21 protein-coding genes and 1 pseudogene are annotated in these 21,556 nt (G+C 50.0%); 11 read left to right on the forward strand and 11 right to left on the reverse strand.

Annotated features, from left to right (window positions below):
• The first annotated feature begins 1 nt into the window (after position 1).
• The 3 genes from AC2TE5_RS17390 to AC2TE5_RS17400 are packed head-to-tail and all read left to right on the forward strand — an operon-like array spanning position 2 to position 1,018.
• Positions 2 to 223, forward strand: a complete 222-nt coding sequence (locus tag AC2TE5_RS17390) for a DUF987 domain-containing protein (RefSeq protein ID WP_032938028.1) — start codon at positions 2 to 4, stop codon at positions 221 to 223.
• A 22-nt stretch (positions 224 to 245) separates the two neighbouring features.
• Positions 246 to 605, forward strand: a complete 360-nt coding sequence (locus AC2TE5_RS17395) for a type IV toxin-antitoxin system YeeU family antitoxin (protein WP_049101822.1) — start codon at positions 246 to 248, stop codon at positions 603 to 605.
• Positions 606 to 643: 38 nt separating this feature from the next.
• Positions 644 to 1,018 carry a TA system toxin CbtA family protein gene (locus tag AC2TE5_RS17400; RefSeq protein ID WP_032938032.1) on the forward strand — a complete coding sequence of 125 codons (375 nt, stop codon included), beginning with the start codon at positions 644 to 646 and terminating at the stop codon, positions 1,016 to 1,018.
• A 79-nt stretch (positions 1,019 to 1,097) separates the two neighbouring features.
• Here the strand turns inward: AC2TE5_RS17400 and AC2TE5_RS17405 are convergent, their stop codons facing one another.
• From AC2TE5_RS17405 to AC2TE5_RS17425, 5 genes are all read right to left on the reverse strand, one after another.
• On the reverse strand, positions 1,098 to 1,553 hold the full coding sequence (locus AC2TE5_RS17405; RefSeq protein ID WP_223226960.1) for a hypothetical protein: 456 nt from the start codon (positions 1,551 to 1,553) through the stop codon (positions 1,098 to 1,100).
• 3 nt (positions 1,554 to 1,556) lie between these two features.
• Positions 1,557 to 2,546 carry a glycosyltransferase gene (locus tag AC2TE5_RS17410; RefSeq protein WP_047058004.1) on the reverse strand — a complete coding sequence of 330 codons (990 nt, stop codon included), beginning with the start codon at positions 2,544 to 2,546 and terminating at the stop codon, positions 1,557 to 1,559.
• Between the two features lie 773 nt (positions 2,547 to 3,319).
• Positions 3,320 to 4,228: a kdo(2)-lipid IV(A) palmitoleoyltransferase gene (gene lpxP, locus AC2TE5_RS17415; RefSeq protein ID WP_332942165.1), complete on the reverse strand. Its 909-nt coding sequence runs from the start codon at positions 4,226 to 4,228 to the stop codon at positions 3,320 to 3,322.
• A gap of 202 nt (positions 4,229 to 4,430) precedes the next feature.
• Entirely contained in the window at positions 4,431 to 4,703 is a 273-nt protein-coding gene (locus tag AC2TE5_RS17420) for a hypothetical protein (protein ID WP_016247220.1), read from the reverse strand.
• Positions 4,704 to 4,772: 69 nt separating this feature from the next.
• Positions 4,773 to 5,009, reverse strand: a complete 237-nt coding sequence (locus AC2TE5_RS17425) for a YnfU family zinc-binding protein (RefSeq protein ID WP_350308983.1) — start codon at positions 5,007 to 5,009, stop codon at positions 4,773 to 4,775.
• A gap of 93 nt (positions 5,010 to 5,102) precedes the next feature.
• Between AC2TE5_RS17425 and AC2TE5_RS17430 the strand changes: the two genes are divergently transcribed.
• Positions 5,103 to 5,336, forward strand: a complete 234-nt coding sequence (locus AC2TE5_RS17430) for a hypothetical protein (RefSeq protein WP_004132711.1) — start codon at positions 5,103 to 5,105, stop codon at positions 5,334 to 5,336.
• A gap of 19 nt (positions 5,337 to 5,355) precedes the next feature.
• Here AC2TE5_RS17430 and AC2TE5_RS17435 read toward each other — a convergent pair whose 3' ends face one another.
• The 3 genes and pseudogenes from AC2TE5_RS17435 to cspF all read right to left on the reverse strand — a co-directional run bounded on the left by AC2TE5_RS17435 (position 5,356) and on the right by cspF (position 14,552).
• Positions 5,356 to 13,938 carry a GH36-type glycosyl hydrolase domain-containing protein gene (locus tag AC2TE5_RS17435; RefSeq protein WP_332942164.1) on the reverse strand — a complete coding sequence of 2,861 codons (8,583 nt, stop codon included), beginning with the start codon at positions 13,936 to 13,938 and terminating at the stop codon, positions 5,356 to 5,358.
• 155 nt (positions 13,939 to 14,093) lie between these two features.
• On the reverse strand, positions 14,094 to 14,264 hold the full coding sequence (locus tag AC2TE5_RS17440) for a YnfU family zinc-binding protein (protein ID WP_305955329.1): 171 nt from the start codon (positions 14,262 to 14,264) through the stop codon (positions 14,094 to 14,096).
• Between the two features lie 75 nt (positions 14,265 to 14,339).
• Positions 14,340 to 14,552: pseudogene (cspF, locus tag AC2TE5_RS17445) on the reverse strand (cold shock-like protein CspF).
• Positions 14,553 to 14,830: 278 nt separating this feature from the next.
• On the opposite strand from cspF, the gene AC2TE5_RS17450 reads away from it, so the two are divergent.
• From AC2TE5_RS17450 to AC2TE5_RS17460, 3 genes are all read left to right on the forward strand, one after another.
• A complete protein-coding gene (locus tag AC2TE5_RS17450; protein ID WP_332942163.1) occupies positions 14,831 to 15,049 on the forward strand; it encodes a cold shock domain-containing protein in 219 nt (72 codons plus the stop codon).
• A gap of 268 nt (positions 15,050 to 15,317) precedes the next feature.
• The gene (locus AC2TE5_RS17455) at positions 15,318 to 15,545 is read left to right on the forward strand and encodes a hypothetical protein (RefSeq protein ID WP_010434226.1); all 228 of its coding nucleotides are present in this window, start codon (positions 15,318 to 15,320) and stop codon (positions 15,543 to 15,545) included.
• 562 nt (positions 15,546 to 16,107) lie between these two features.
• The gene (locus tag AC2TE5_RS17460; protein WP_024274587.1) at positions 16,108 to 16,512 is read left to right on the forward strand and encodes an H-NS family histone-like protein; all 405 of its coding nucleotides are present in this window, start codon (positions 16,108 to 16,110) and stop codon (positions 16,510 to 16,512) included.
• Between the two features lie 303 nt (positions 16,513 to 16,815).
• Here AC2TE5_RS17460 and arsC read toward each other — a convergent pair whose 3' ends face one another.
• The 3 genes from arsC to AC2TE5_RS17475 are packed head-to-tail and all read right to left on the reverse strand — an operon-like array spanning position 16,816 to position 18,908.
• Positions 16,816 to 17,241 carry a glutaredoxin-dependent arsenate reductase gene (gene arsC, locus AC2TE5_RS17465; RefSeq protein WP_332942162.1) on the reverse strand — a complete coding sequence of 142 codons (426 nt, stop codon included), beginning with the start codon at positions 17,239 to 17,241 and terminating at the stop codon, positions 16,816 to 16,818.
• 12 nt (positions 17,242 to 17,253) lie between these two features.
• Entirely contained in the window at positions 17,254 to 18,543 is a 1,290-nt protein-coding gene (locus tag AC2TE5_RS17470) for an arsenic transporter (protein WP_024274589.1), read from the reverse strand.
• A 44-nt stretch (positions 18,544 to 18,587) separates the two neighbouring features.
• Positions 18,588 to 18,908 (reverse strand): metalloregulator ArsR/SmtB family transcription factor, encoded by a 321-nt coding sequence (locus AC2TE5_RS17475; RefSeq protein WP_032938043.1) that lies wholly within the window; start codon positions 18,906 to 18,908, stop codon positions 18,588 to 18,590.
• Between the two features lie 85 nt (positions 18,909 to 18,993).
• On the opposite strand from AC2TE5_RS17475, the gene arsH reads away from it, so the two are divergent.
• The 4 genes from arsH to AC2TE5_RS17495 all read left to right on the forward strand — a co-directional run bounded on the left by arsH (position 18,994) and on the right by AC2TE5_RS17495 (position 21,555).
• A complete protein-coding gene (arsH, locus tag AC2TE5_RS17480; RefSeq protein ID WP_332942161.1) occupies positions 18,994 to 19,692 on the forward strand; it encodes an arsenical resistance protein ArsH in 699 nt (232 codons plus the stop codon).
• A gap of 300 nt (positions 19,693 to 19,992) precedes the next feature.
• Complete coding sequence (locus AC2TE5_RS17485) at positions 19,993 to 20,211, forward strand: hypothetical protein (protein ID WP_010434242.1); 219 nt, start codon at positions 19,993 to 19,995, stop codon at positions 20,209 to 20,211.
• A 773-nt stretch (positions 20,212 to 20,984) separates the two neighbouring features.
• On the forward strand, positions 20,985 to 21,257 hold the full coding sequence (locus AC2TE5_RS17490) for a hypothetical protein (RefSeq protein ID WP_484612086.1): 273 nt from the start codon (positions 20,985 to 20,987) through the stop codon (positions 21,255 to 21,257).
• Positions 21,258 to 21,288: 31 nt separating this feature from the next.
• Entirely contained in the window at positions 21,289 to 21,555 is a 267-nt protein-coding gene (locus AC2TE5_RS17495) for a hypothetical protein (protein ID WP_484612087.1), read from the forward strand.
• Position 21,556 lies beyond the last annotated feature (1 nt).

A 21,556-nucleotide genomic window follows, 5' to 3' on the forward strand; every position in this document is an offset into this window, starting at 1 on the left:
GATGAAAATCATCAGCAAACGTCAGGCAATGGCGATATACCGCCAGCATTCTGAGTCCCGGCTGTTTCGCTTCTGTACCGGGAAATATAAGTGGTCCGGCAGTATCTGCCATTACTACGGCAGGGAAGTGCAGGATATCCGGGGTGTACTGGCCGTGTTTGCTGAACGTCGACAGGACCGCAACGGTCCGTATGTGATCCTGCGCAGCGTCACCCTGAATTAACTCACCGTTAAGGAGTACTTACATGCAGAAAGCAACCCGTGTAATCAACCATAACATCGCGGAACCCTGGTGGGGCCTCAGACGCAACGTCACGCCATGTTTTGGTGCCCGGCTGGTACAGGAGGGTAACCGCCTGCATTACCTTGCTGACCGCGCCAGCACCACCGGGACATTTAATGACGCAGATTTACGCCATCTGGACCAGGCATTTCCGTTACTGATGAAGCAGATGGAGCTCATGCTGACCAGCAGCGAACTCATGCCCCGCATTCAGCGCTGCATCACGCTCCATGCAAAAGGGCTGATATGTAAGGCCGATACGCTCGGTTCCTGTGGCTATTTGTATATCGTAATTTATCCGGCGTCTGCAACAACCGCATAAACCCCGGACGCTTTTCCTTCGTCAAAAGAGTGCAAACCATGCAAATACAATCCCTGCCCCCTCAAAGGGCGGCATCGTCACGTCTGTCATCAGTCAAAATCTGGCAAAAATTACTGGAGTATCTGCTGGAGCAACACTACGGCCTTACCCTCAACGACACACCGTTTGGCAACGACAGTGTGATCCAGAAACACATTGATGCGGGAATCTCACTGTGTGACGCTGTGAATTTTATCGTGGAAAAGTACGACCTGGTGCGTACTGACCGTCACGGCTTCAGCGTGAAAGAGCAGTCTCCGTTTATCGGCAGCCTTGATATGCTCCGAGACCGGAAGGCTACCGGGCTGATGACCCGCAAGGGATATAAAACCGTTACTGACATCACAGGTGGCAGATTCAGCGGAGGGAAATAATGACGTTAGCCCTGATCGTTGACGCCAACACCGTCAGCGATCAGCCCCTCAGGTACCAGTACAAAGACTGGCGCTTTTATCAGATCTCCATTAGTTGAAAAAGATGTTCGCTCAGACAGCGCGTATGGTGGTAACACCTTAACGGAGATATCCGTCTGAGGTAGAAGAGGGTGTGGCAGGACGCCGCCAGAACATCAGGGGCCGTATCGTCTGTCAGGATGGGGCTTAATTCCGGGGCGTTCAGTAAAATGAAACATTTCTCCGGGAGCATACCGTCGACATTTCCTTTCGGAAAATAACCGCCCAGATACAGTAACACGGCCAGCAGGCGAAACTGTCGGGTGAGTACCGTTTCAGTGTCCCGGTAATGTGCGGCTATCCACAGGCATTCCCGCAGCATAAACCGTCGGGTCCGTCGGGTGAGGTCACCGCCTTTATCATACCAGTGTTCGACGATATCCCTGGCGGAGCGAATGGAGTCATCACCCGTTGTCGCAGTTTGCCACGACCGCGCCAGAAGCGTTGCGATATCCATGGATTAACGCCGCACCTGCGAAACGGCTGCGGGAGTATTGCGGACACCAGGCAGATAAATATTGCGGACCAGCTTCAGGAGGAAAAAGACATCGCTCAGGTTGCTCACGCCGGATACCAGATGGCGAAAGGCTATCCGCGCACGAAAACGCGCCCGGACCGCCAGCCGGTCATTCACCCTGCGCCGGTACAGGCCCAGAAAATGGCGGCTTTCCACCAGCGCATGCCTGACCAGCGCTCGTCTGACAGATCGGTACTGCGTCTGTGTACTGAGTGCCAGAATATCTGCAATCACGTCGCAATAGCTGAACGCGCGGATATCGTAATAATCCGGGCGGTGGGTAATTGACGCCGGGTTATTCACCCACAGGTAATCCTGTCTGTCAGAGAAATAAAATCGGCCATCTGCGGCGGCAAGCTGTATCGTCCAGAGAATGTCCTTGTGGCTTTTCCCTTCCTGGAATCGCAGGTCATGCTCGCGAATATACGCTGAACGGATTATCTGCAGCCACAGATAATGCGGCCATTCCCTCTGACTGACGCAATGGCGTATCCACTGCTGACCCGTCAGCGTCTGACCGTAAGGCTGTCTGCGGTGAACGGTATGCCGCAGATGTCCGGCGCTGTCTGTATGCCGGGCATTGAAAAGGACGACATCGGCCTGTGCTTCGCGGGCTGTGCGCAGCCGCTCCTGCAGAAAATCTGCCGCAACCCGGTCATCCGCATCCAGGAACACCACCCATTCACCACGGTGAATCGCCAGTGCAGCATTACGGGCAGCATACACGCCCTGATTTTCCTGACGAATGAGAATAAGCCGTTCATCTGTAATGGCGCTGAGTAGCGTCCATGTTTCGTCGGTTGAACCGTCATCCACAACAATGATTTCAGTACTGAGCGTTGTTTCGCCAAGCAGTGTATGGACCAGAGCCCCGATGCTGTCAACTGCATTGAAGGCAGGAATGATGACGCTGATATCGATGTTGATTTTCATTGATCAAAGGGAATGTAAACAGAGGGAAGCTTCAGAGTTGTTACCCCATCAGAGGCAATAACCTGCCGGGTACGAAACATTGTCAGGAAGAGCGTCCCGGTGATTTTCGTGCTGGTGTGGACACCACTCGTTTTTCTCTGATTTCCTGGTTAACCACCATCAGACAGCCATCGCAAAATTCTTTATCCAGCCCGAAAATCCGGTCCAGAATGCTTCTTTTCTTGTTACATCGGGCACATCTTTTCATTCCATCACCTGCTGTCGCATTCCCATGCCGTGCCCGCAGGACAAAAGAAGGGCGCCCACCAGAAGACAGGAAATAAACTAATAAACAATACGTTAAATGAATTGCTGGGAATTTAGCACAGGCACTAGCGTGCCGGATAATTCATTTTGCAGATCAATTTTATAAAATCGATCGGTTTAATCGATCATCTTTTTCACTCTGCTTTACACGCCATCCGTGTGCCTGCATACCCTATCGGAGCGTTCGGTTTGTCGAGCTGTAAAGGATGCTATGCCTGCTGGATAGTCAAACCATTCCCGATAACTGACATCATGTGGAAGAGAAAATATACAAAAATTATTATCGCTTTGAATGGCAGCTATAAGCGAGAAGCGGACCTTCAAATCCGAACAGGTTCAATTGATTAACCTTGGTTGTCAGTTACGCCATCGTTAACATGAAGCCGATCGAATAATCCCCTGTCCCATTTTTTACAAATACGCAGTGGCAAGAAAGATGGATTCTGGCTCGTGACAAGTAGAGTTGTTCATTTGTATAAAGAGACTTCGCCTTCAGGACGCGTTTTGAACCTGCGATGCATCCACAGGTATTGCTCAGGGGCACGGAGAATTTCACGCTCGATGATCTTGTTCATATAAGCCGCTGCGGCGACCTTGTCTTCCCCTGGATAGCCTGATAACGGATTGCTGATATACATGTGATAACCTTTTTTATCGCTACGTCGAATCATGCTAAGTGTGATCAAGAGTGCACCAGCGAGTTTTGAAAGGGCATACGTTCCGTTCGTCGTTGCTGCTTTTTTTACCGAGAAAAAAGGTGCAAAAACGCTTCCTTTAGACCCATAATCCTGGTCTGGTGCAAACCAAACGGCTTCACCAGCTTTTAGCGCATGAACAAAACCAGATAAATTACGTCGATTAATCATAGCTTTATTTGAACGCATACGCCCTTTTGTCTGTACCCATTCCATTAATGGATCATTGTGTGGGCGATACGTTGCCATCATAGGATGGCATAACCCCATTACTCTTCCACACAACTCAAGGGACATAAAATGAATCCCGACAACCATTACTCCTCTTGTCGCACCGGTCAGGTTTTCAAGCCCTTCGACATCAAACCATTTTTTGACTCTCGCATCGCTCCAGAACCAGGCCATTCCTGTTTCCATCAGTCCCAGCCCGAGAGAAACAAAGTTTTTATTGACCATCTGGCTCCGGGCAAACGGTGTCATCTCGGGAAAGCACAGTTCGATATTTCTAATCGCAATCCGTTCCCGGCGTTTCAGAAAGGGTCTGGATATTTTTCCAAGGCCAGAGCCCAGAATATGTAAAACCGGGTAAGGAAGTTGAACGAGAAGCCACAGCAGACCCAAACCAGACCAGGTAAGCCAGTGGCGAGGATGAAGTAAATTATGAGTAAAAGTCTGTGCCATAAATTTCCTTAATGCTAATGAAGGTTATAACGCAAAAGGAAAACAATGAGGCAATTCGTCTTTAGCGATACATTTTGTTTTAGATAATTTAAATTCATCTAAATTTAGGAAAAAATATTTTCCAATGACTGGTGAATAATTTAAAGAGCCAAGGGTGAATTGTAAGCCAGCAAATTTATTCTGTTATAAATCCATGGTTTTATCATTGATACTCAAGGAATTGTCTTCTTGATTCATCATCATCAAGGTACTCAAAAGAAAGAAGCCGAATTTTGGTAAGTTTATAAAACCACTCACAATCGTTTCGTTGAATAATTTCGCCTGGTTTGAAACATATCCCGGATGCCACCCGAATAATCGCATATTTACCATTACTAAACCTGACCCGGTGAATACAGAAAGGTTGGCCAGGCTGTCCGTGACAGCTGTTCGACATGATATGCCCTTCAATAAAAACAGATTTTTTAGATTTCATTATCATACCCTCGACAACAGCAGTACAGGAGGAATGTTGTCATTTTCCGACATCACTGACGTTAAGTGATCAGCCGCCGATACACCAGCATTCTGAAGGTCTGAACAACAGTCCGCAGGCAGGGCACTCAAGAACCGCATCTTTTCTTAGTTTACCTGCTTTCTGATCGGCTCTGTGTGCACATACCGGGCAGGCAACATGAACCGGTCTTTCTTTAAAATACCTGAGCCCATTTGTATAAGACATAAATAATTCTCTGAGGAATACAGTAATTATTATACGCTTTAATATAAAAATAACTGGCATAAGTTATGTTAAGTTGTGTCTGAATCAGGATATCAGATATTGAAAATTGAACGTCTTATTTATGATACACTACCCTTCCGTGAGAAATTTAAGATGAAATCAGAAGACACCCTTGACTGGTATCCGGCACAACTACCGCCTGTGAAAATTATTCTTGGCGAAGCCGTGCTGGCTGTGGGTAAACAGGGCCGACCGATTAATACCCGCACCTTGCTGGAATACCTTCAGGTCATGCAGGACAAACAAAAAAGGCGGGATGACAAAATCGCCATGCAGACTGCGATTGATGTTCTCAGGGATAATCAGCGCATTAACGGCAGACGTTAATGCACCTCCGGGATCAGTGTCAGTTCTGAATGATCTCAACCGTATGGTTTTGTCCATCATCCTTCAGCGGTATTCTGTCATCAGGGAGGAGAACACCATCCAGCGTCACGCAATATTCTGCATCGCCGCGTGAAACACTAATCTGATAATGGCTTTCACCATATTGATATGCCATAGAAAAAGACGACCACTCATCCGGTAACCTGGCATGAACACTAAAGTCAGTGCCGGAACGTTTTATCCCCAGTAATTCCTCGGTAAGTAAACGCCAGGCCCAGCCTGCGGAACCGGTATACCAGCTCCACCCTGCACGTCCGGTATGGGGAGCGACGCTGTAGACATCAGCACTCATGACATAAGGCTCAGCTTTATAAATCCCGACAGAGTCCGCATTCAGGGTATGATTTATAGGGTTGAGCATTGACCAGAGTTGCCAGGCTCGTCCGGCATTCCCCATTCGGGCAAAGGCCATCACTGCCCAGATGGCGCCATGCGTATACTGCCCTCCGTTTTCCCGCACGCCGGGCAGGTACCCCTGTATGTAGCCCGGATTTGGACCGTGTCCGTCGAAAGGAGGCGTTAACAGTTTGATCAGCCCTCCTTCGTTATCCACAAGGTGCTTATCCAGCGCCTGCATGGCCTTTGCGCACCGTCCCGGGCTCGCGGCGCCGGACAATACAGACCAGCTCTGCGCAATCGCATCAATCCGGCAGTCCTGTGAGGTTTTCGATCCCAGGGGAGTACCATCGTCAAAATACCCGCGCCGGTACCATTCCCCATCCCAGGCGTGGGCTTCGAGATTACTTTGCAGGCGCAGAGCCTGTGAACGGCACATCGCGGCGACGCTTTCATCCAGCCTGCGCTCCGCCAGCGCTGCAAACCGCTGCAAAATGTCGTACAGGAAGAAGCCCAGCCAGACGCTTTCACCTTTGCCTTCGATACCCACCCGGTTCATCCCGTCATTCCAGTCACCAGCCCCCATCAGCGGCAGGCCATGCTCCCCGAAGCGAAGTCCATAGTGAATAGCTTTGACGCAGTGTAACCAGAGTGTCTCTTCGGTGCCGCTGATGACCGGCGTGTCATAGACAGACTCTTCACCAGGCTGAAGCGAGCGTCCCTCCAGATAAGGAATGCGTATTTCCAGTGCATCCATATCCCCCGTCGTTTCAACATAGTGGCAAACAGCAAGCGGCAGCCAAAGATAGTCATCGGAACAGCGGGTACGCACACCGTTGCCGTGTGGCGGGTGCCACCAGTGCTGCACATCCCCCTCGATAAACTGCCGTGATGCACAGAGTATTATCTGTTCACGCATCCGGTCCGGAGCAGCATGGCTCAGAGCCAGCGTATCCTGCAGCTGATCGCGAAAACCAAATGCACCGCCAGACTGATAGTAGCCACTCCGGGCCATAAGACGGCAGGCGACCGTCTGATACAACAGCCAGCCATTAACCAGTAAATTTACGGACGTGTCGGGGGTGTTAACTACGATTTTATCGAGAACATTGTGCCAGTGATTATGAATCCGGTTCAGCTCCTGACGGACCGTATCCTCGTTCATGTAGCGGGCCAGCGTCTCCTGAGCACAAACATCATTCTCCTCTGCGCCGAGGATAAAAATAAACGTCCTCTGGTCCCCGTCAATTAATGTAACCGCCGATTGCACCGCTCCGCAGGGATCCAGACCGGCCCCCGTCTTACCAGAAAGCTTTTGCAGTTTCATAGCCGAAGGGGCGTGAAGGGAACCATTACGGCCAATAAACTCCCGGCGGTCCCCTGTCAGAGAACAGTCATTACCGCTGACGGCAAAAAATGTAGTTCGGCCGCCACCATTATCACCATAAAAGTTATTCGCAAGTATCCCGCAGCCGCCGGGCGTTCTGGCCACATGTGTCACAATGTGAGGGGCTGAGCGCGTTCGTGTTTCTCCGAGCGTCCACTCTACATAGCCTGTGACGGAAAGTTGACGTGTCCGTCCCGAAGAGTTACTGAGCGTCAGGAGCACCAGTTTAACCGGATCTTCTTCAGCAACCAGGACCGTCAACTCGCTGTCTATACCACTCTCACGATGGGCAAAAACGCTGTAGCCAAAACCATGGCGGGTCAGGTAATCACCGTGTCCGCGAACAGGTAAAGCCGTCGGCGACCAGCACTCCCCGCTCTCTTCATCGCGCAGGTAAAATGCCTCGCCGCTGCGATCGCTCACCGGATCGTTCTCCCACGGCGTCAACCGGTATTCATGGGCATTCTCATACCAGGTATAGGCCTGCCCTGCCTCTGAGATCACACTGCCAAAACGAGAATTTGCCAGTATGTTCGACCAGGGAGCCGGTGTAAGCGCATTTTCCCGAAGGACGATCTGATACTCCCGCCCATCCTGAGAAAATCCACCGTACCCATTGAAATGGCATAACTGACTGGTATCAGGGCTCCAGTCCGTATGTTGATTACGCTCGCGCACAGCACGCGGAATGAATGCCCTTGCCGGCGATTTCAGGGTATGAATACGCTGGTTAAGCTGCTCATTAATCCCCCCTGCGCGGTCATCAAGATAAAGACAGGCCACGCTCATCAAAAGCAACTTATCCTCAGCGGAGAGATGCTCACCGTTGCGGACAAAAAGCCCGCCCTTTTTATCCAGCAGACTGGCTTCAGACCCGGCATAAATTAACTCCATAATCTGATTTTGTAATCCCTGCTGGTAGCCGCCGGGGCTGTTATTCAGGATAACTAAATCAACATCCAGCCCTTTCTGTCTCCAGTAACGGTGTGCCTGAATCAGTGTGGTCACTGAGGTGATACTTTCCTCGCTGGTTATACTCAGCAGCACTATCGGCAGATCCCCTGAAATTGCCCAGCCCCACAGTCCGGACTGGCCACGCCGGTTGCGGCCGATCGCCTGGCCTTCGGCGCGCAGCTCCTGGACAGGGTAAAGCACAGCGCTGGCGAGACTATTGAACAACGTGGCATCATCTTCACTGGCGTTCATCTGGCGCAATACCACCAGACTGTGAGACCAGGCCAGTTCAAAGACGCGATCGGCGATAGGGTAATCGCGATATTTCTCCAGCAACGCCAGGCTCTGCTGACGGGTCTCGCTGATGCCATAAATGATATCAATCGTAACCGGCTGCCCCGGCTGCAGAATAATGGCGTTGCGAATTGCCAGTATCGGATCCAGCACCGAGCCCGACGTGTTGCCTAGCATCCCTCCCGTCTCTATTGCCTGTGCATTCGCAGGGTTTCTGCCACGTCCAATAAACCTTGCCCTGTCCGTTTCAAACGACACGTTATGTCGGTTATCGCCGTGCACCACCATCATGTGAAACAGGCAAGGGCCCGGTTCATCCGGTGAGCGCGGGCGCCGGTGGCAAAGAATAGCGTCACGCTCAGGAGCCAGCTCAGTCTGAATAAACAAATTGCTGAATGCCGGGTGTGCCAGATCGCTGGCATCAGGTGCCAGTACCACTTCAGCATAGGTTGTCAGCTCCAGAGAGCGAGGCTTGCGACCACGATGAATCAGTGTGAGCCGTCGCAATTCAACATCATCCTCCGGAGAGATCACCACCTGAGTTTTGACGCTGAGTCCCCCTAAGCTGCGTCTGAATTCTGCCCCCGCATCGGTGAACAACACTTCCTCGTCTTGTCCGCTGGTGTAGCCTGTTGGTTGCCAGGTATTGCTCCACACATCTCCCGTCTGGGTATCGCGGATGTAGCAGAATGCTCCCCAGTTATCACGGGTGGTATCACTGCGCCAGCGCGTTAGTGCAATATCATTCCAGCGACTGTAACCGCCGCCGCCCGCGGTCAACATCAGATGATAATGGCCGTTGGACAGGAGTTGAATATCCGGGGCGGGGGTATCCACGCTATAGAAAATACGGGGTTCATAGCGAACGGGTTTGACCATGCCCTCATGAGATTCAAAATGACGGCGCGGACTGTACAGATCGACCGCATCCGGCACGCGCTCCTGTAACAGCAGACTCGCTGACCGGAATACCGTACTGGACATAAAGCGTTCAGTCATGGGGGCATCAAGCAGCACATGAGCCAGCGCCTGAAATGCCATACCCTGGTGATGCGCCATCCAGGACTGTACCACCGCATAGAGCTGACCGGTTGCAAGACGTGAGGGGGTATAGTCCAGCGCTTCATAAAAACCGTATTCTCCGCATGCACCATTTTTTTGCAGCCTGAACAGGTTCTCACAAGCTTTCTGCGGGGAAACCATCAGCGCCAGCAGCGTGGCGTAAGGAGCGACAACCATGTCATCGGCAAGTCCCCTGCGTAGACCGAGCCCCGGTACGCCAAATGCCTGATACTGATAATTATGCTGAACATCAAAAGCATGATAGCCAGACTCTGAAACACCCCATGGTACCCCGCGTTCTTTCCCCCAGTGAATCTGGCGCATAACCGCCGACTGACTCATTTCATCGAGCAGGCTGCCGGGCCAGGTGGGCATCACCAGATTCGGCATCAGATATTCAAACATGGATCCGCTCCATGACATCAGGGCAGTTTCATTATCAATCGTGGTAAACAATCGACCCAGCGCGTACCAGCTTTTAAGAGGCAGCTGATTAGTCGCAATGGCAAGAAAACTGGTCAGGCGGATTTCAGACGGCAGGAGATCGTAGTGGCTCTTGTCAGGCATATTGGTGTCACAGTTATAACCGACGCTGAGCAGACTGGTTGCTTCACTGTACAGAAAGGCGAAATCCATCCGGGCATGCTCATCCAGCCGCTGTTCCAGCTCGGTGATAATATTGAGTCGCATTCGGGCCTGCTCCGCCACTGACGCCGGAGGCGTTCCTGTACCGGTTAATGTCGGACGGGCAAGCTCGCTCAGCGTCGGCAGCGTCTGTTCATTCCAGGATGCAGGCAACCAGCCAAGCAACAGAGACCACTCATGGCAAAGCTGAACCAGTTGATGCTCCAGATGTCCAGCCCAGCGCATCTGAAGAGGAGATCCCTGATGACATGCGCTGGTCAGATGGTTGCACTGGGTGCGCATGCTTTTCAGTTCGCTGAAAAGCGCCTGCGGAGAGAGCGACACCGCGTTCAGGCAATGCTTGCGCAGCAGTCTCAGGCTGTCAGGTGGGTTCTTACCCCACTGTTTTTCCAGAATATCCAGCGTATCGTTCAGTCCTGCCAGTATCTGTTGGTTGCTTAAAACAGGCTGATGACGCATGGCGGACAGGCCTGCACGCAGGGTCAATAAATGCCCGGCCATATTGCCGCTGTCGACGCTGGAGATATAGCGTGGACTGAGGGGGACCAGCGTACGGGTGTCATACCAGTTGTAGAGATGGCCCCGGTAGTGCTCCATTTTATCCATCGTGTCGAGCGTGAGCGACACGCGCCGGAGCACCTCTCCGCCAGGCAGGTAGCCAAAGTCCCATGCCGTCAGGTTAGCCATAAGTGAAAGACCAATATTGGTAGGAGAAGTTCGGTGTGCCACCGTCGGTTGTGGTATTTCCTGATAATTATCAGGCGGAAGCCAGTTCTCTTTTGCTGTGGCAAATGTTTCAAAAAAAGCCCAGATTTCACGGCTTGTCTGGCGTAACAGCTGTTTTTGTTCCTGATTAGGCGAAAAAACCTTTCGCACGGGCTGGCGACTCAGCCAGCTCATCAGCAGCGGTGCCACACACCATACCAAACCGATCGGTAACGCAATCCCCAGCAGCTGTGGGGCAAATTGTCCGGTCAGTATTGTCAGCGCCACGCCACCGGCAGCGTTCAGCCACATCGCCTGATAAAAACGTGCAACAGTGGGTCTGGCCTGACTGCTGTCCTGGCTGTGGCTGACCCACTGGCTGAGGTGACGCCTGCTTATCCCCAGTCGCCATAGCGTCACGGCGATCGCTTTCAGCGAATATCCGGCTTCGTGCGGCAGTATCGCAAAATTAAGGCTGATACCTGACAGACGCTTTAGCGCGCCCGCCCCCACCAGTAACAGATGCGACTTCACGCGGCGACGCAGAGGTTTATGCAGAAGGTCGTGGCTAATGCAGAGGATGGCTGGCAACAACCATATCAGCAACAGTATGCCCAGCCAGTAAACCGGATTGGGTACCCAAAGCAGAGTGAAGAACAGCAATATCAGTAAGGAGGGGGCGACCAGACTGCGACGTAGATTATCGAGTAATTTCCAGTAAGAAAGCGCGGTCAGCGGATTCCTGACCCGGGTTCCATCGGCTTTTCTGACGCGTGGTTTTAGCCAGTTAAGCAGTTGCCAGTCACCCCGGATCCAGCGTGAACGTCGTGCAACATCCGACAGATAATTATTAGGGTACTGTTCGTACAGTAACACCTCGCTCAGCAGACCCGAACGTGCATAGCATCCTTCAAGCAGATCGTGGCTGAGTACCAGATTTTCCGGGCAGATGTTCGTAGTGGCCTGCATAAAAATATCAACATCGTAAATCCCTTTGCCCACAAACGAGCCTTCCCCAAAGAGATCCTGATAAATATCCGAAGACATCATCGAATAAGGGTTATTGCCCGGTACGCTGCTGCGCAGGGCTGCGTAACGCCCCTGACCGTTGCGTGGTATCTCCTCCGCAAGACCGGGCTGTAAAATACCGAATCCTTTGACAACCCTCTGGCGTACCGGATCATACTCAGGCGTATTCAGCGGATGCGCCATCGTCGCGACGAGTTTGTGTGCCGTATCGCGCGGGAGCACCGTATCGCTGTCCAGGGTAATGACGTATTTTATGTGACCCGGTAAAAGGTGGGCAGGCATCTCTGCAACGCTGACGAATTGCGTTCCGGGATGGCGCAACCAGCTGTTCAGTAACGCCAGTTTTCCCCGCTTGCGTTCATAGCCCATCCACGCGCCTTCCGAGGGGTTCCATTCAGGCTGGCGATGTAACAGATAAAAACGTGGTCGGCCGGAGGGGTAGCGGCGATTAAGCGCCTGCGTATCGGCGATAGCCTGTCTGAGCAGTGCGTGACTTTCCGGCGAGGGTTCATTTTCAGAATCAGCAAAATCAGTGAGCAGCGCGAACCTGAGATTTTCGTTTTCATTCCCCAACCAGCAGACTTCAAGACTGGTGAGGAGCTGGCTGAAACTTTCGTGGCTGGTCAACATGCAGGGAATGACTAACATGGTGGCACTGTCAGCGGGAATACCGGCTGAAAAATCCATCCCCGGCAAGGGTCGAGGAACGCGAAAACGGGTGGTTGCATCACTGAGCAAATCGCTCATTAACTGAGTTAATGCGATAATCAGAGGTAATATCACCGCGATCAATAGCCAGTCTGCCCCCTGCATGGCGGTTTCGTGCAATATTGCTGCGGTCGCTGCGGTTGTCAGCAACGCCAGGCTTCCAAGCCATGACAGCAGGGTTATTCTGTTGAAACTGTGCCGCAAGCGTATGAGCCTTGAGGCGTCTGCCAGGAGATGAATATCCAGCGCCTGTCGACCTTCGCCCGCAAGATAATAACCAACATGATGTTCCGGTGTATCAGGCGCTTTTTCCTCTGAAAACGCCAGCGCCTTCTCAGCAACCTCAGGCTCGCTGAGACCGCTGTCTCTGGCCAGAACCTCAACTACGTGCCGGTAATGATCCCGGGTATTGAAATGCATCCGGGGATAGATGCCGGCAGGATCATTGCGTAATGCCTGTTCGACAACGCTTATCGTTTCGGCGAAATCAGCCCAGTCCGTTTCACTCAATAAACGCAGGCCCGCGATGCTGTTACTGACGGACAGCTGGCTGGCGGCAAGCTGCTGATTGAAACTATGTATGAGAACGTCAGTGGTGATCCCCTGTTCCCGAAGGCACTGATCAACCCAGGTCAGAGGTAACGACAGCGCGTTGCCATGCCCCTGCAGGCGCCGCACCAGCTCTGCGACAAACGCACTGGTTAACGGAGGTCGGGAGCGCGCCATATCGGCAACCACCATGATTAAATCACCAGGCGCACTCTCTGCACATTCGACAATCCTTGTTATCCACGTATCAGCAAGGTTTCTGTCCTGCTGCGCTTTTATCACTTCCATACTGATACGACGAAGATTTTCAATCAGCGCAAGGCGCAGCATTCCCGGTAACGCCCAGACTTCACCCAGCGTCAGCGGCGTCACCTGTTGATAGGCAGTGAGATAGCTGGTCAGGCTGGCGGCATCCCAGCGGCCATCGCCGTGAGCAATGGCCTCTGATGCAATATGATAAATTCGTGGGCAATTCAACGGCGATACCAGCGACGGAAGACCTTTGCCAAAGCTTTTCGGCAGATGCTGGCGGACAGTGCGGATTTGTTCCTCAATCAGATAATAATTGTCCAGCAGCCATTCACCGGCGGGCATGATACTGGTCTTTTTACCCGCGTTAAGCTCATAGCAGTTTTGGGTAATGACGGCCTCATTGTCGCCAAGCCGTTTCAGAAGATAATAAGGATGCCTATCCGGTGATACTTTATGAGTCCGCGCCAGCTTCTGGCCGTAGCGTTCCATCTGGACGGTCGAAAAGAGTTCTGACCGCGGCGAGCTTTCACCGGCAGGATCGTTCGCCGAAAACGTTATGTTTTCGGCAGCATTCATCAGAATACGGGAGCGGTTAAACCACGCTCTGGGGATCATTTTCATAGCATTGCTCTGATGCGACGTTAGCGCGCAGGAGCAGTTGCGAAATCAGTTCAGAAACGTTCTCTCAGGATGGGCGTCAGGCATCAGGGATTTAACAGCTGCCGGAATCTAACATAAGTATAGGACATGAGCTCTGTTCTGCGATTTTGGTCGAGCTAGCGTCGGGAGATAAACAGAGCCTTACATCCGGGGCAAAGCATGGTTTGGTTGAGCCGGATTTTTGACAACGGTTGTACTGATTTTAAGCCACAAACAGGACAGGCAGCAGTGGCAGTAGACGCACTGCTGAAGAATTTCATTGCGTAATTGATAACAGACATAACCATTAACCTTTCAATGAATGAGCTTCACCGTACCACATGTGGTTAAGTTTTAATCTATCTATTTTGACATACTGAAAATCAGGAAAGATAAATGTTCGCAGCCACAGGCCCCCTGAGACCGTTTATCCGGCAAGACTCTATGCGGCTTCCAGGGATGAGTAATTCTGATTAGCGAGAGTTAACGGCTGAAATGTGAAGCAGAACGTCTTTTCGTCCATCAGATGGGATGATGAGGCCTTTACCACTAAGAATATCAAAGCTTTTGACAATTCCTGTCATTTTATGGGACAAGTCAATTCCTTATTGAAAACACTTAAAGACTATACATTGAAAATGGCATTCAGCCACTTTTATTTTCCCTACAGGACCTCTGGACGGCTAAAAGATAATTTGCTTATATCGATTCCCTGTGTCTTAATGAATCCCATCAGTTCGATGTACTAATGAAAGTTAGAAATTTTCCGGGCAGTTCTCATTACCAGGCGCTATCGTTGATATCCCCTCTTTTGAGTCCATACGTTTAATCTTATACGTTTACTATCAATACAATCATGTATAACGGAGTCAGTATGACCTCGAGAATTATGGGCCTGGTTAAATGGTTTAACGAAGACAAAGGTTTTGGCTTCATCTCTCCTCTTGATGGCAGCAAAGATATCTTTGTCCATTTTTCTGCACTTAATGGCGACAACTTTAAAACTTTATTTGAAGGTCAGAAAGTTGAATTCGCCATTCACCGCGGAGACAAGGGTCCTGCTGCTGCAAATGTAACACTTTGCGATAAATAAATCATTGTGGGTCTGCGATAACGATGAAGGATTATTCCTGAGTAGACAGATCCATAACTTAAATCAGATGAAAGTCGTTTATTCTTAATATCTGATCAGCATATTTTTCAAAATTATGAGTATGCTAAGCGATGTGATGAAGTGCAGTACTACTGCATAAAAAGTCTAAAAGCACAAGCTAACCACATGTTAAATAAGAAGTGCGTAATGGCTTTGACCTTAATGGCATCTGCCAGTTAATATCCACGAGAGAACAGGGTAATAGAATATGATTAAAGTCCTTGTTTTCTTTAATGCTGAATCCTGTAAAGTCATGACCGTTCTGGAAGGTATATCCTCTATCAGGCAGGAATATCCAAACGGTGAAGAAACACATCTTCGGATTATGTCTGCAGGTTTTCCTTCCTTAACTGGCGATCATGGTATTGTTTACGTGGCTACTGACAGGGAGTTAACGTCACAGGAGATACTTGATGCGGCCAGGAAATATTTATAGAATTTTTGTCATGCTCTCTGCTCCACGTTTAATTGCATGCTTACCCTATTTATCAGAATCGAACAAAAAATGAGTTAAAAGCATTTATGGCCTGCTAACAGCAGGCTTTTTTTTACATTACACTTTTTTAGAAACGTCTCTATAAAGAGAGAGTAATTCGCTACCCTCTGACAAAATGCAGGTGTCTCCCCCCTGCGTGCCATCTTGCCATTTGTGAAAACCTTGCTAAGTGGCGGCGCTGTCTCTCCTCATTTCAAATCTCATCAGGTGTGACTGAAGCAATAAGTTATGAGGGTATAAAAAGGCTCTCCGGATGACTCCTGGCATCATAGTTTTAAGTACCTTCAAAAATGCATGGACATTTCGTAGGAGTTGTAATTTAGTTCTTGCACATTCTTCTTAATTTTGTCTTGCGATAAGAGATTTATATAAGTAGTCTAAACCTCGTTAATAACAATATGTACCAATCGGATTAAAATGCTCAGTAAGAAAAATCGGGTTGATGAGCAACCGTCGACATTGGTATTTGCTGAACAACGAAAAAACTTTAAAAGGTCTCTTTATGTCAGATGCTCTTACACAGTTAAACAATATCCGTACCTTACGTTCTCAGACTCGTGAAATGTCATTAGATGTACTGGAAGATGTTCTGGAAAAGTTTAAAATTATTCTTATAGAACGACGAGAAGAAGAGACATTACGTCTTGCAAATGAAAGTCAGCGCCGCGATAAACTGGAAACACTTCGTCAGATGATGCTTGATGAGGGTATCGACCCCTCCGAACTTTTAGCTGCTATTGGCTCTCCGGGTAAGGCTAAAAGGACGCGCTCCCCCCGCCCCGCGAAGTATCGATATACTGACGAAACTGGAGAGTCAAAAACATGGTCAGGTCAGGGGCGAATGCCGAAGCGGATCTCAAATCTGATTGCTGAAGGTGGAGAATTAAAAGATTTCGAAATCAGCTAAAAAAGAGCCGGGCATACCCGGCTCTTTTTACGGATAGCCCACAACCATCCTTAGAGGATCGTCGAGAAGCATCTGGTTCGTAACCGGCTTCAACAAGGTGTTTCATGAAGAGATTATGTTGCGCTATAAACTGGGTAAAGAATGTATTAATGGTGACATTACGCAGTTGTAATGCAGCCAACACCACAGTTTTTCCTCTCATAGCATAATGCGGACGGGGTTAGTAGGCTGGAGGTCTTTAGTGAACGGCAAGCGGACGCCCTCGTAGATTAAACAGGCGTCCGATATCTTGAAGTGGACAGATTACCTAACCCGCTTTCCCGTTTCGTCAATGACCTTCTCGCCATCCTCTTTGGTAAACGCTCCTTTCTGACCTTCCGGAAGAATATCCAGCACTATTTCCGAAGGGCGGCAAAGACGAGTACCGAGCGGCGTAACGACTACCGGCCGATTAATCAGGATTGGATCTTGAAGCATGAAATCAATCAACTGCTCATCACTAAATTTCTCTTCATCAAGACCCAGGCGTTCATAAGGTTCAGCGTTTTTACGCAGCAAGGCGCGCACTGTAATCCGCATATCTGAAATAAGTTTAATAAGCTCATCACGGGTCGGGGGAGTATCGAGATAATAAATTATTGTCGGTTCGTTGCCGCTGTTGCGGATCATCTCCAGCGTGTTACGTGAGGTGCCACAGGCCGGGTTGTGATAGATGGTAATATTGCTCATATCAATATCTCGCTACAAGGTGACAGAGAGCCGCCACGCCAGCACAGCCAGAGTGACGAAAAGCACGGGCAGGGTCATGATTATGCCGGTGCGGAAGTAATATCCCCAGGTGATGGTCATGTTTTTCTGTGCCAGCACATGTAGCCACAGCAGGGTTGCCAGACTGCCAATCGGAGTGATTTTCGGGCCTAAATCGCAGCCAATCACGTTGGCATAAATCATTGCCTCTTTGACGACACCTGTCGCCGTACTTCCGTCAATCGACAGCGCACCAATCAGCACCGTCGGCATGTTATTCATTACCGACGACAGGAACGCGGTCAGGAAGCCGGTGCCGAACGTTGCTGCCCATAACCCCTTTTCTGCCAGCAGGTTTAGCACGTCAGACAGAGACTCCGTGAGCCCTGCATTGCGCAGGCCATAGACCACCAGGTACATGCCCAGTGAAAAAATAACTATCTGCCATGGTGCATCGCGCAGGACTTTTCCTGTGTTGATGGCGTGACCTCTTTTCGCCACTATGAACAGTACTGCTGCGCCAGTAGCGGCTATCGCACTTATCGGGATCCCAAGAGGTTCCAGAACAAAGAAACCGACAAGCAGCAAAAACAGGACAATCCAGCCCGCCCTGAACGTTGCCGGATCCTTTATCACACTGGCAGGCGTCTTCAGCAGCGAAACGTCATACGTCACCGGAATATCCCTGCGGAAGAAGAGATGCAGCATGACCAGCGTGGCCGTAATCGCGGCCACATCTACGGGGATCATCACGGAGGCATACTGCGTAAAGCCCAGACCGAAAAAGTCCGCCGAGACGATATTCACCAGGTTAGAAACAATGAGCGGCAGGCTGGCCGTATCTGCAATAAATCCTGCGGCCATGACAAAGGCCAGTGTCGTGCCCTGACTGAATCCCAGTGCGAGCAGCATCGCAATTACGATCGGCGTCAGGATCAGTGCGGCTCCGTCATTGGCAAACAGTGTAGCAACAGCAGCCCCAAGCAAGACTATCCAGCTAAACAAAAGGCGGCCACGTCCGTTACCCCAGCGGGAGACGTGCAGTGCGGCCCATTCAAAGAAGCCGGACTCATCGAGCAGCAGGCTGATGATGATGACCGCAATAAATGCCGCTGTCGCGTTCCAGACGATATTCCAGACAACGGGAATATCAGCGATATGGATGACTCCAGTTACCAGCGCCAGCACAGCCCCGATACTCGCACTCCAGCCAATACTCAGGCCTCCGGGTTGCCAGATCACCAGTATCAACGTCAGTAAAAATATACTCCCCGCCAAAAGCATCTCAGACTCCGTTATATATGATTATGTGAATTTGTTTTCTTTTCTCAGCAGGAGGTGCAGGCTGATTTATCCAGCCATTTACACAAATCCTCCCGCATACACTGCCAGGACGTCGTGATTGTCTCAGCTGCCCATGCCGGTATGTGGGGTGACAGACGATAGTGGATCCATTTGCCTTCACGACGGTCCAGAACCAGCCCGGCCTCACGAAGGATAGCCATATGTCGCGAGACTTTGGGTTGTGATTCGGAAATGGCTGCGCAGATATCACAAACGCACAGTTCTCCTGACTCCCGGAGAATCATGACGATGGCGAGCCGAGTTTCATCCGACAGGATTTTGAAAAGCTGAACAGGTTGTAGCATTTTTCACTCCGTTCCCTTTAGAATATATATATGATAAATCATATGTGTTAAATTTGAAATCATCTACTCTCTCCGGAGGAGAAAAATGGAACAATTTCCTGCCCTTAATATTGAATTCTTTGATCAACACATCGCTGAACGCCTGAACCTGCAAGTGCCACCACGGATTCTTATCCTGTATGGCTCAGTAAGAGAGCGCTCCTACAGCCGCTTTGCCGCGGAGGAAGCCGGTCGTCTTCTGACTGCAATGGGCGCGGAGGTGGAATTCTTTAACCCCTCTGGTTTACCCCTGCCTGATGATGCGCCAGACACGCACCCTAAGGTCACCGAACTACGCGGCCTGGTCAGATGGTGTGACGGGATGGTGTGGAGTTCCCCTGAGCGGCATGGGACGATGAGCGCGGTGATGAAGGCGCAAATAGACTGGATACCCTTAAGTGAAGGCGCGGTTCGTCCTTCGCAGGGCAAGACACTTGCAGTGATGCAGGTCTGCGGTGGTTCGCAGTCCTTTAATGCGGTGAACCAAATGCGCATTCTGGGCCGATGGATGCGGATGTTCACGATCCCCAACCAGTCCTCCATTGCTAAGGCATGGCAAGAGTTCGACGAAAACGGCCGAATGAAACCTTCGTCATGGTATGACCGTATCGTCGATGTAGCCGAGGAGCTGTTTAAAATCACGGTGCTGCTTAAGGGACAAACTGGTTATCTTGCAGATCGTTACAGCGAGAGAAAAGAGAGCTATCAGGAGCTTTCATCCCGTGTCAATCAGGACAAAATTTAACGTATATTTTTCGTGAATCCATACTGCATGAGATTAATAACATCCACTATGGCACAAAGGAGATATCCCATCCTGTGTCAGAATATGAAAAACTACCTTGAGGTGAACTAGTAACTCTGGTTATGACGTGGCGCTTGCGCGTCATGATGCAAAACTAATTTTGATGTTTAATGAAATCCTGGTTGCACCCAAGCTAAGCGCTTCATGCTAAATTTTAGGCGAAGGAATAACAGAAGTCCTGTCCATTGCGTGTTATAACCGAGGTTGAAAACCGGCACACTGGCGGTTGAGAGGCATCGCATGAAATTACAAATCACAAGAGCAATTGGCCTCAGTAAGCTCTCTCCACGTTGGGTTAAGGTTATCTGCTTACGGTTAATTAAAAATGATATTGAACGCTCTCTCAACGCTCTTCTGGTCAAAATTGATGAATCTGAACTCTCTACGGAGCAACTTAAAGCGTTTAAGGAATGCGTTGAAAGAATTAACCTGGCACGGGGTAAGGGGATGCAGGCGTGAGCATTTTTAATTAAGCATTTTTCGATGCTGCATTGGTGATGATGGCTTTTATCCAAAAAATTTCGCAGGCGAATAGTAGTCTAAGCGTTTGATAAAAGGTAAGCCCAAACCGTATATGCGCGGCGCGTTTGCTGCGCAAGAAATGGTTACCAGGTCAAATCTGTTTTTCAGTGTGACGACTCAACTAGATATCACCACGCACAGTCCCTATCTCGTCTTCTTTCTCATCAAAGGGAGAAAAAACTTTTAGGCACCCAAATAGGCCCCTAAGAAAAGTTGAACTAGCAGTTATTCAAATTAATTCAATGAATTACACAACCAATTCAGACTCCGCCAGCCCACCAAAATTCTCCATCGGTGATTACCAGAGTCATCCGATGAAGTCCTAAGAGCCCGCACGGCGCAAGCCCTGCGGGCTTTTTTGTGCCTGTAACTGTCCAAGACGATTCTCCTGCATCCAGTAAAGAAGCGCCTCTAACATCACGCATATCACATTGAAAGAAAAGCAAAAATATAAAACCAAAAGCATAGCTAATAATTATTAAAAAGACCTTTTGCCGATAATGTGCTAGAGATTTGTTCAACGTATCTCAGAGCCAATGACAGGAATAATGAGAATATGGATACGACGTTGCTGAGCGCATTAGATACCGATGGACGCGATAAATTCGAAAGCGCTATGAATGCCTTACAAGGCGATGTTTCCGCTGCAGCCGCGAGGTTATCGGTCGCCCCCCCGCTTACGCCTTGAGTACTCAAAAAGAATCAAAGAAATGTCCGCAGACTTACGCGCCAAGGCCAATGCTGGAGTGATCTCCTGGGACAAAGCTGCGCGAGAGGCTCAGGAAACGAGAAATTTGATCATGGAGATGGTGCGCTCTCGCAGCACTCCACTCGGACGGGCAATGGCCGAACGTATAAAAAGCGAGGGGAAGACGCTTAATGAGTTGGTAGCAAAAAAAGCGAAAGCTTTGTTCGGCCCACAGGCAAATTTTAACAGCCTTTCGGAAGTACAAAAAAAATCAGATATATGCAGGTATCGTTGAATCCGCAGGTAAGTCTAACCCACAAGTAAACATGAAAATGATGCAGCTCTCGCGCATTGGAAAAGGGCTGAGTGTTCTTTCGATTGCGATTTCTGTTTACGAAATTTATACCGCTGATGATAAGGTTTCTGAATCAGGCAAACAGATAGCGATTAATAGTGCAGGTATTGCCGGTGCTGCTGCAGGCGGTGCCATGGCGGGATTAATGTGTGGGCCAGGCGCACCTGTTTGCGTACTTATCGGTGGCTTCGTCGGCGGCGCTCTTGCCGCATGGGAAATGGGACGTTTGTGGAATTGAT

The sequence above is a fragment of the Enterobacter sp. N5-15 genome (genome assembly GCF_057221635.1).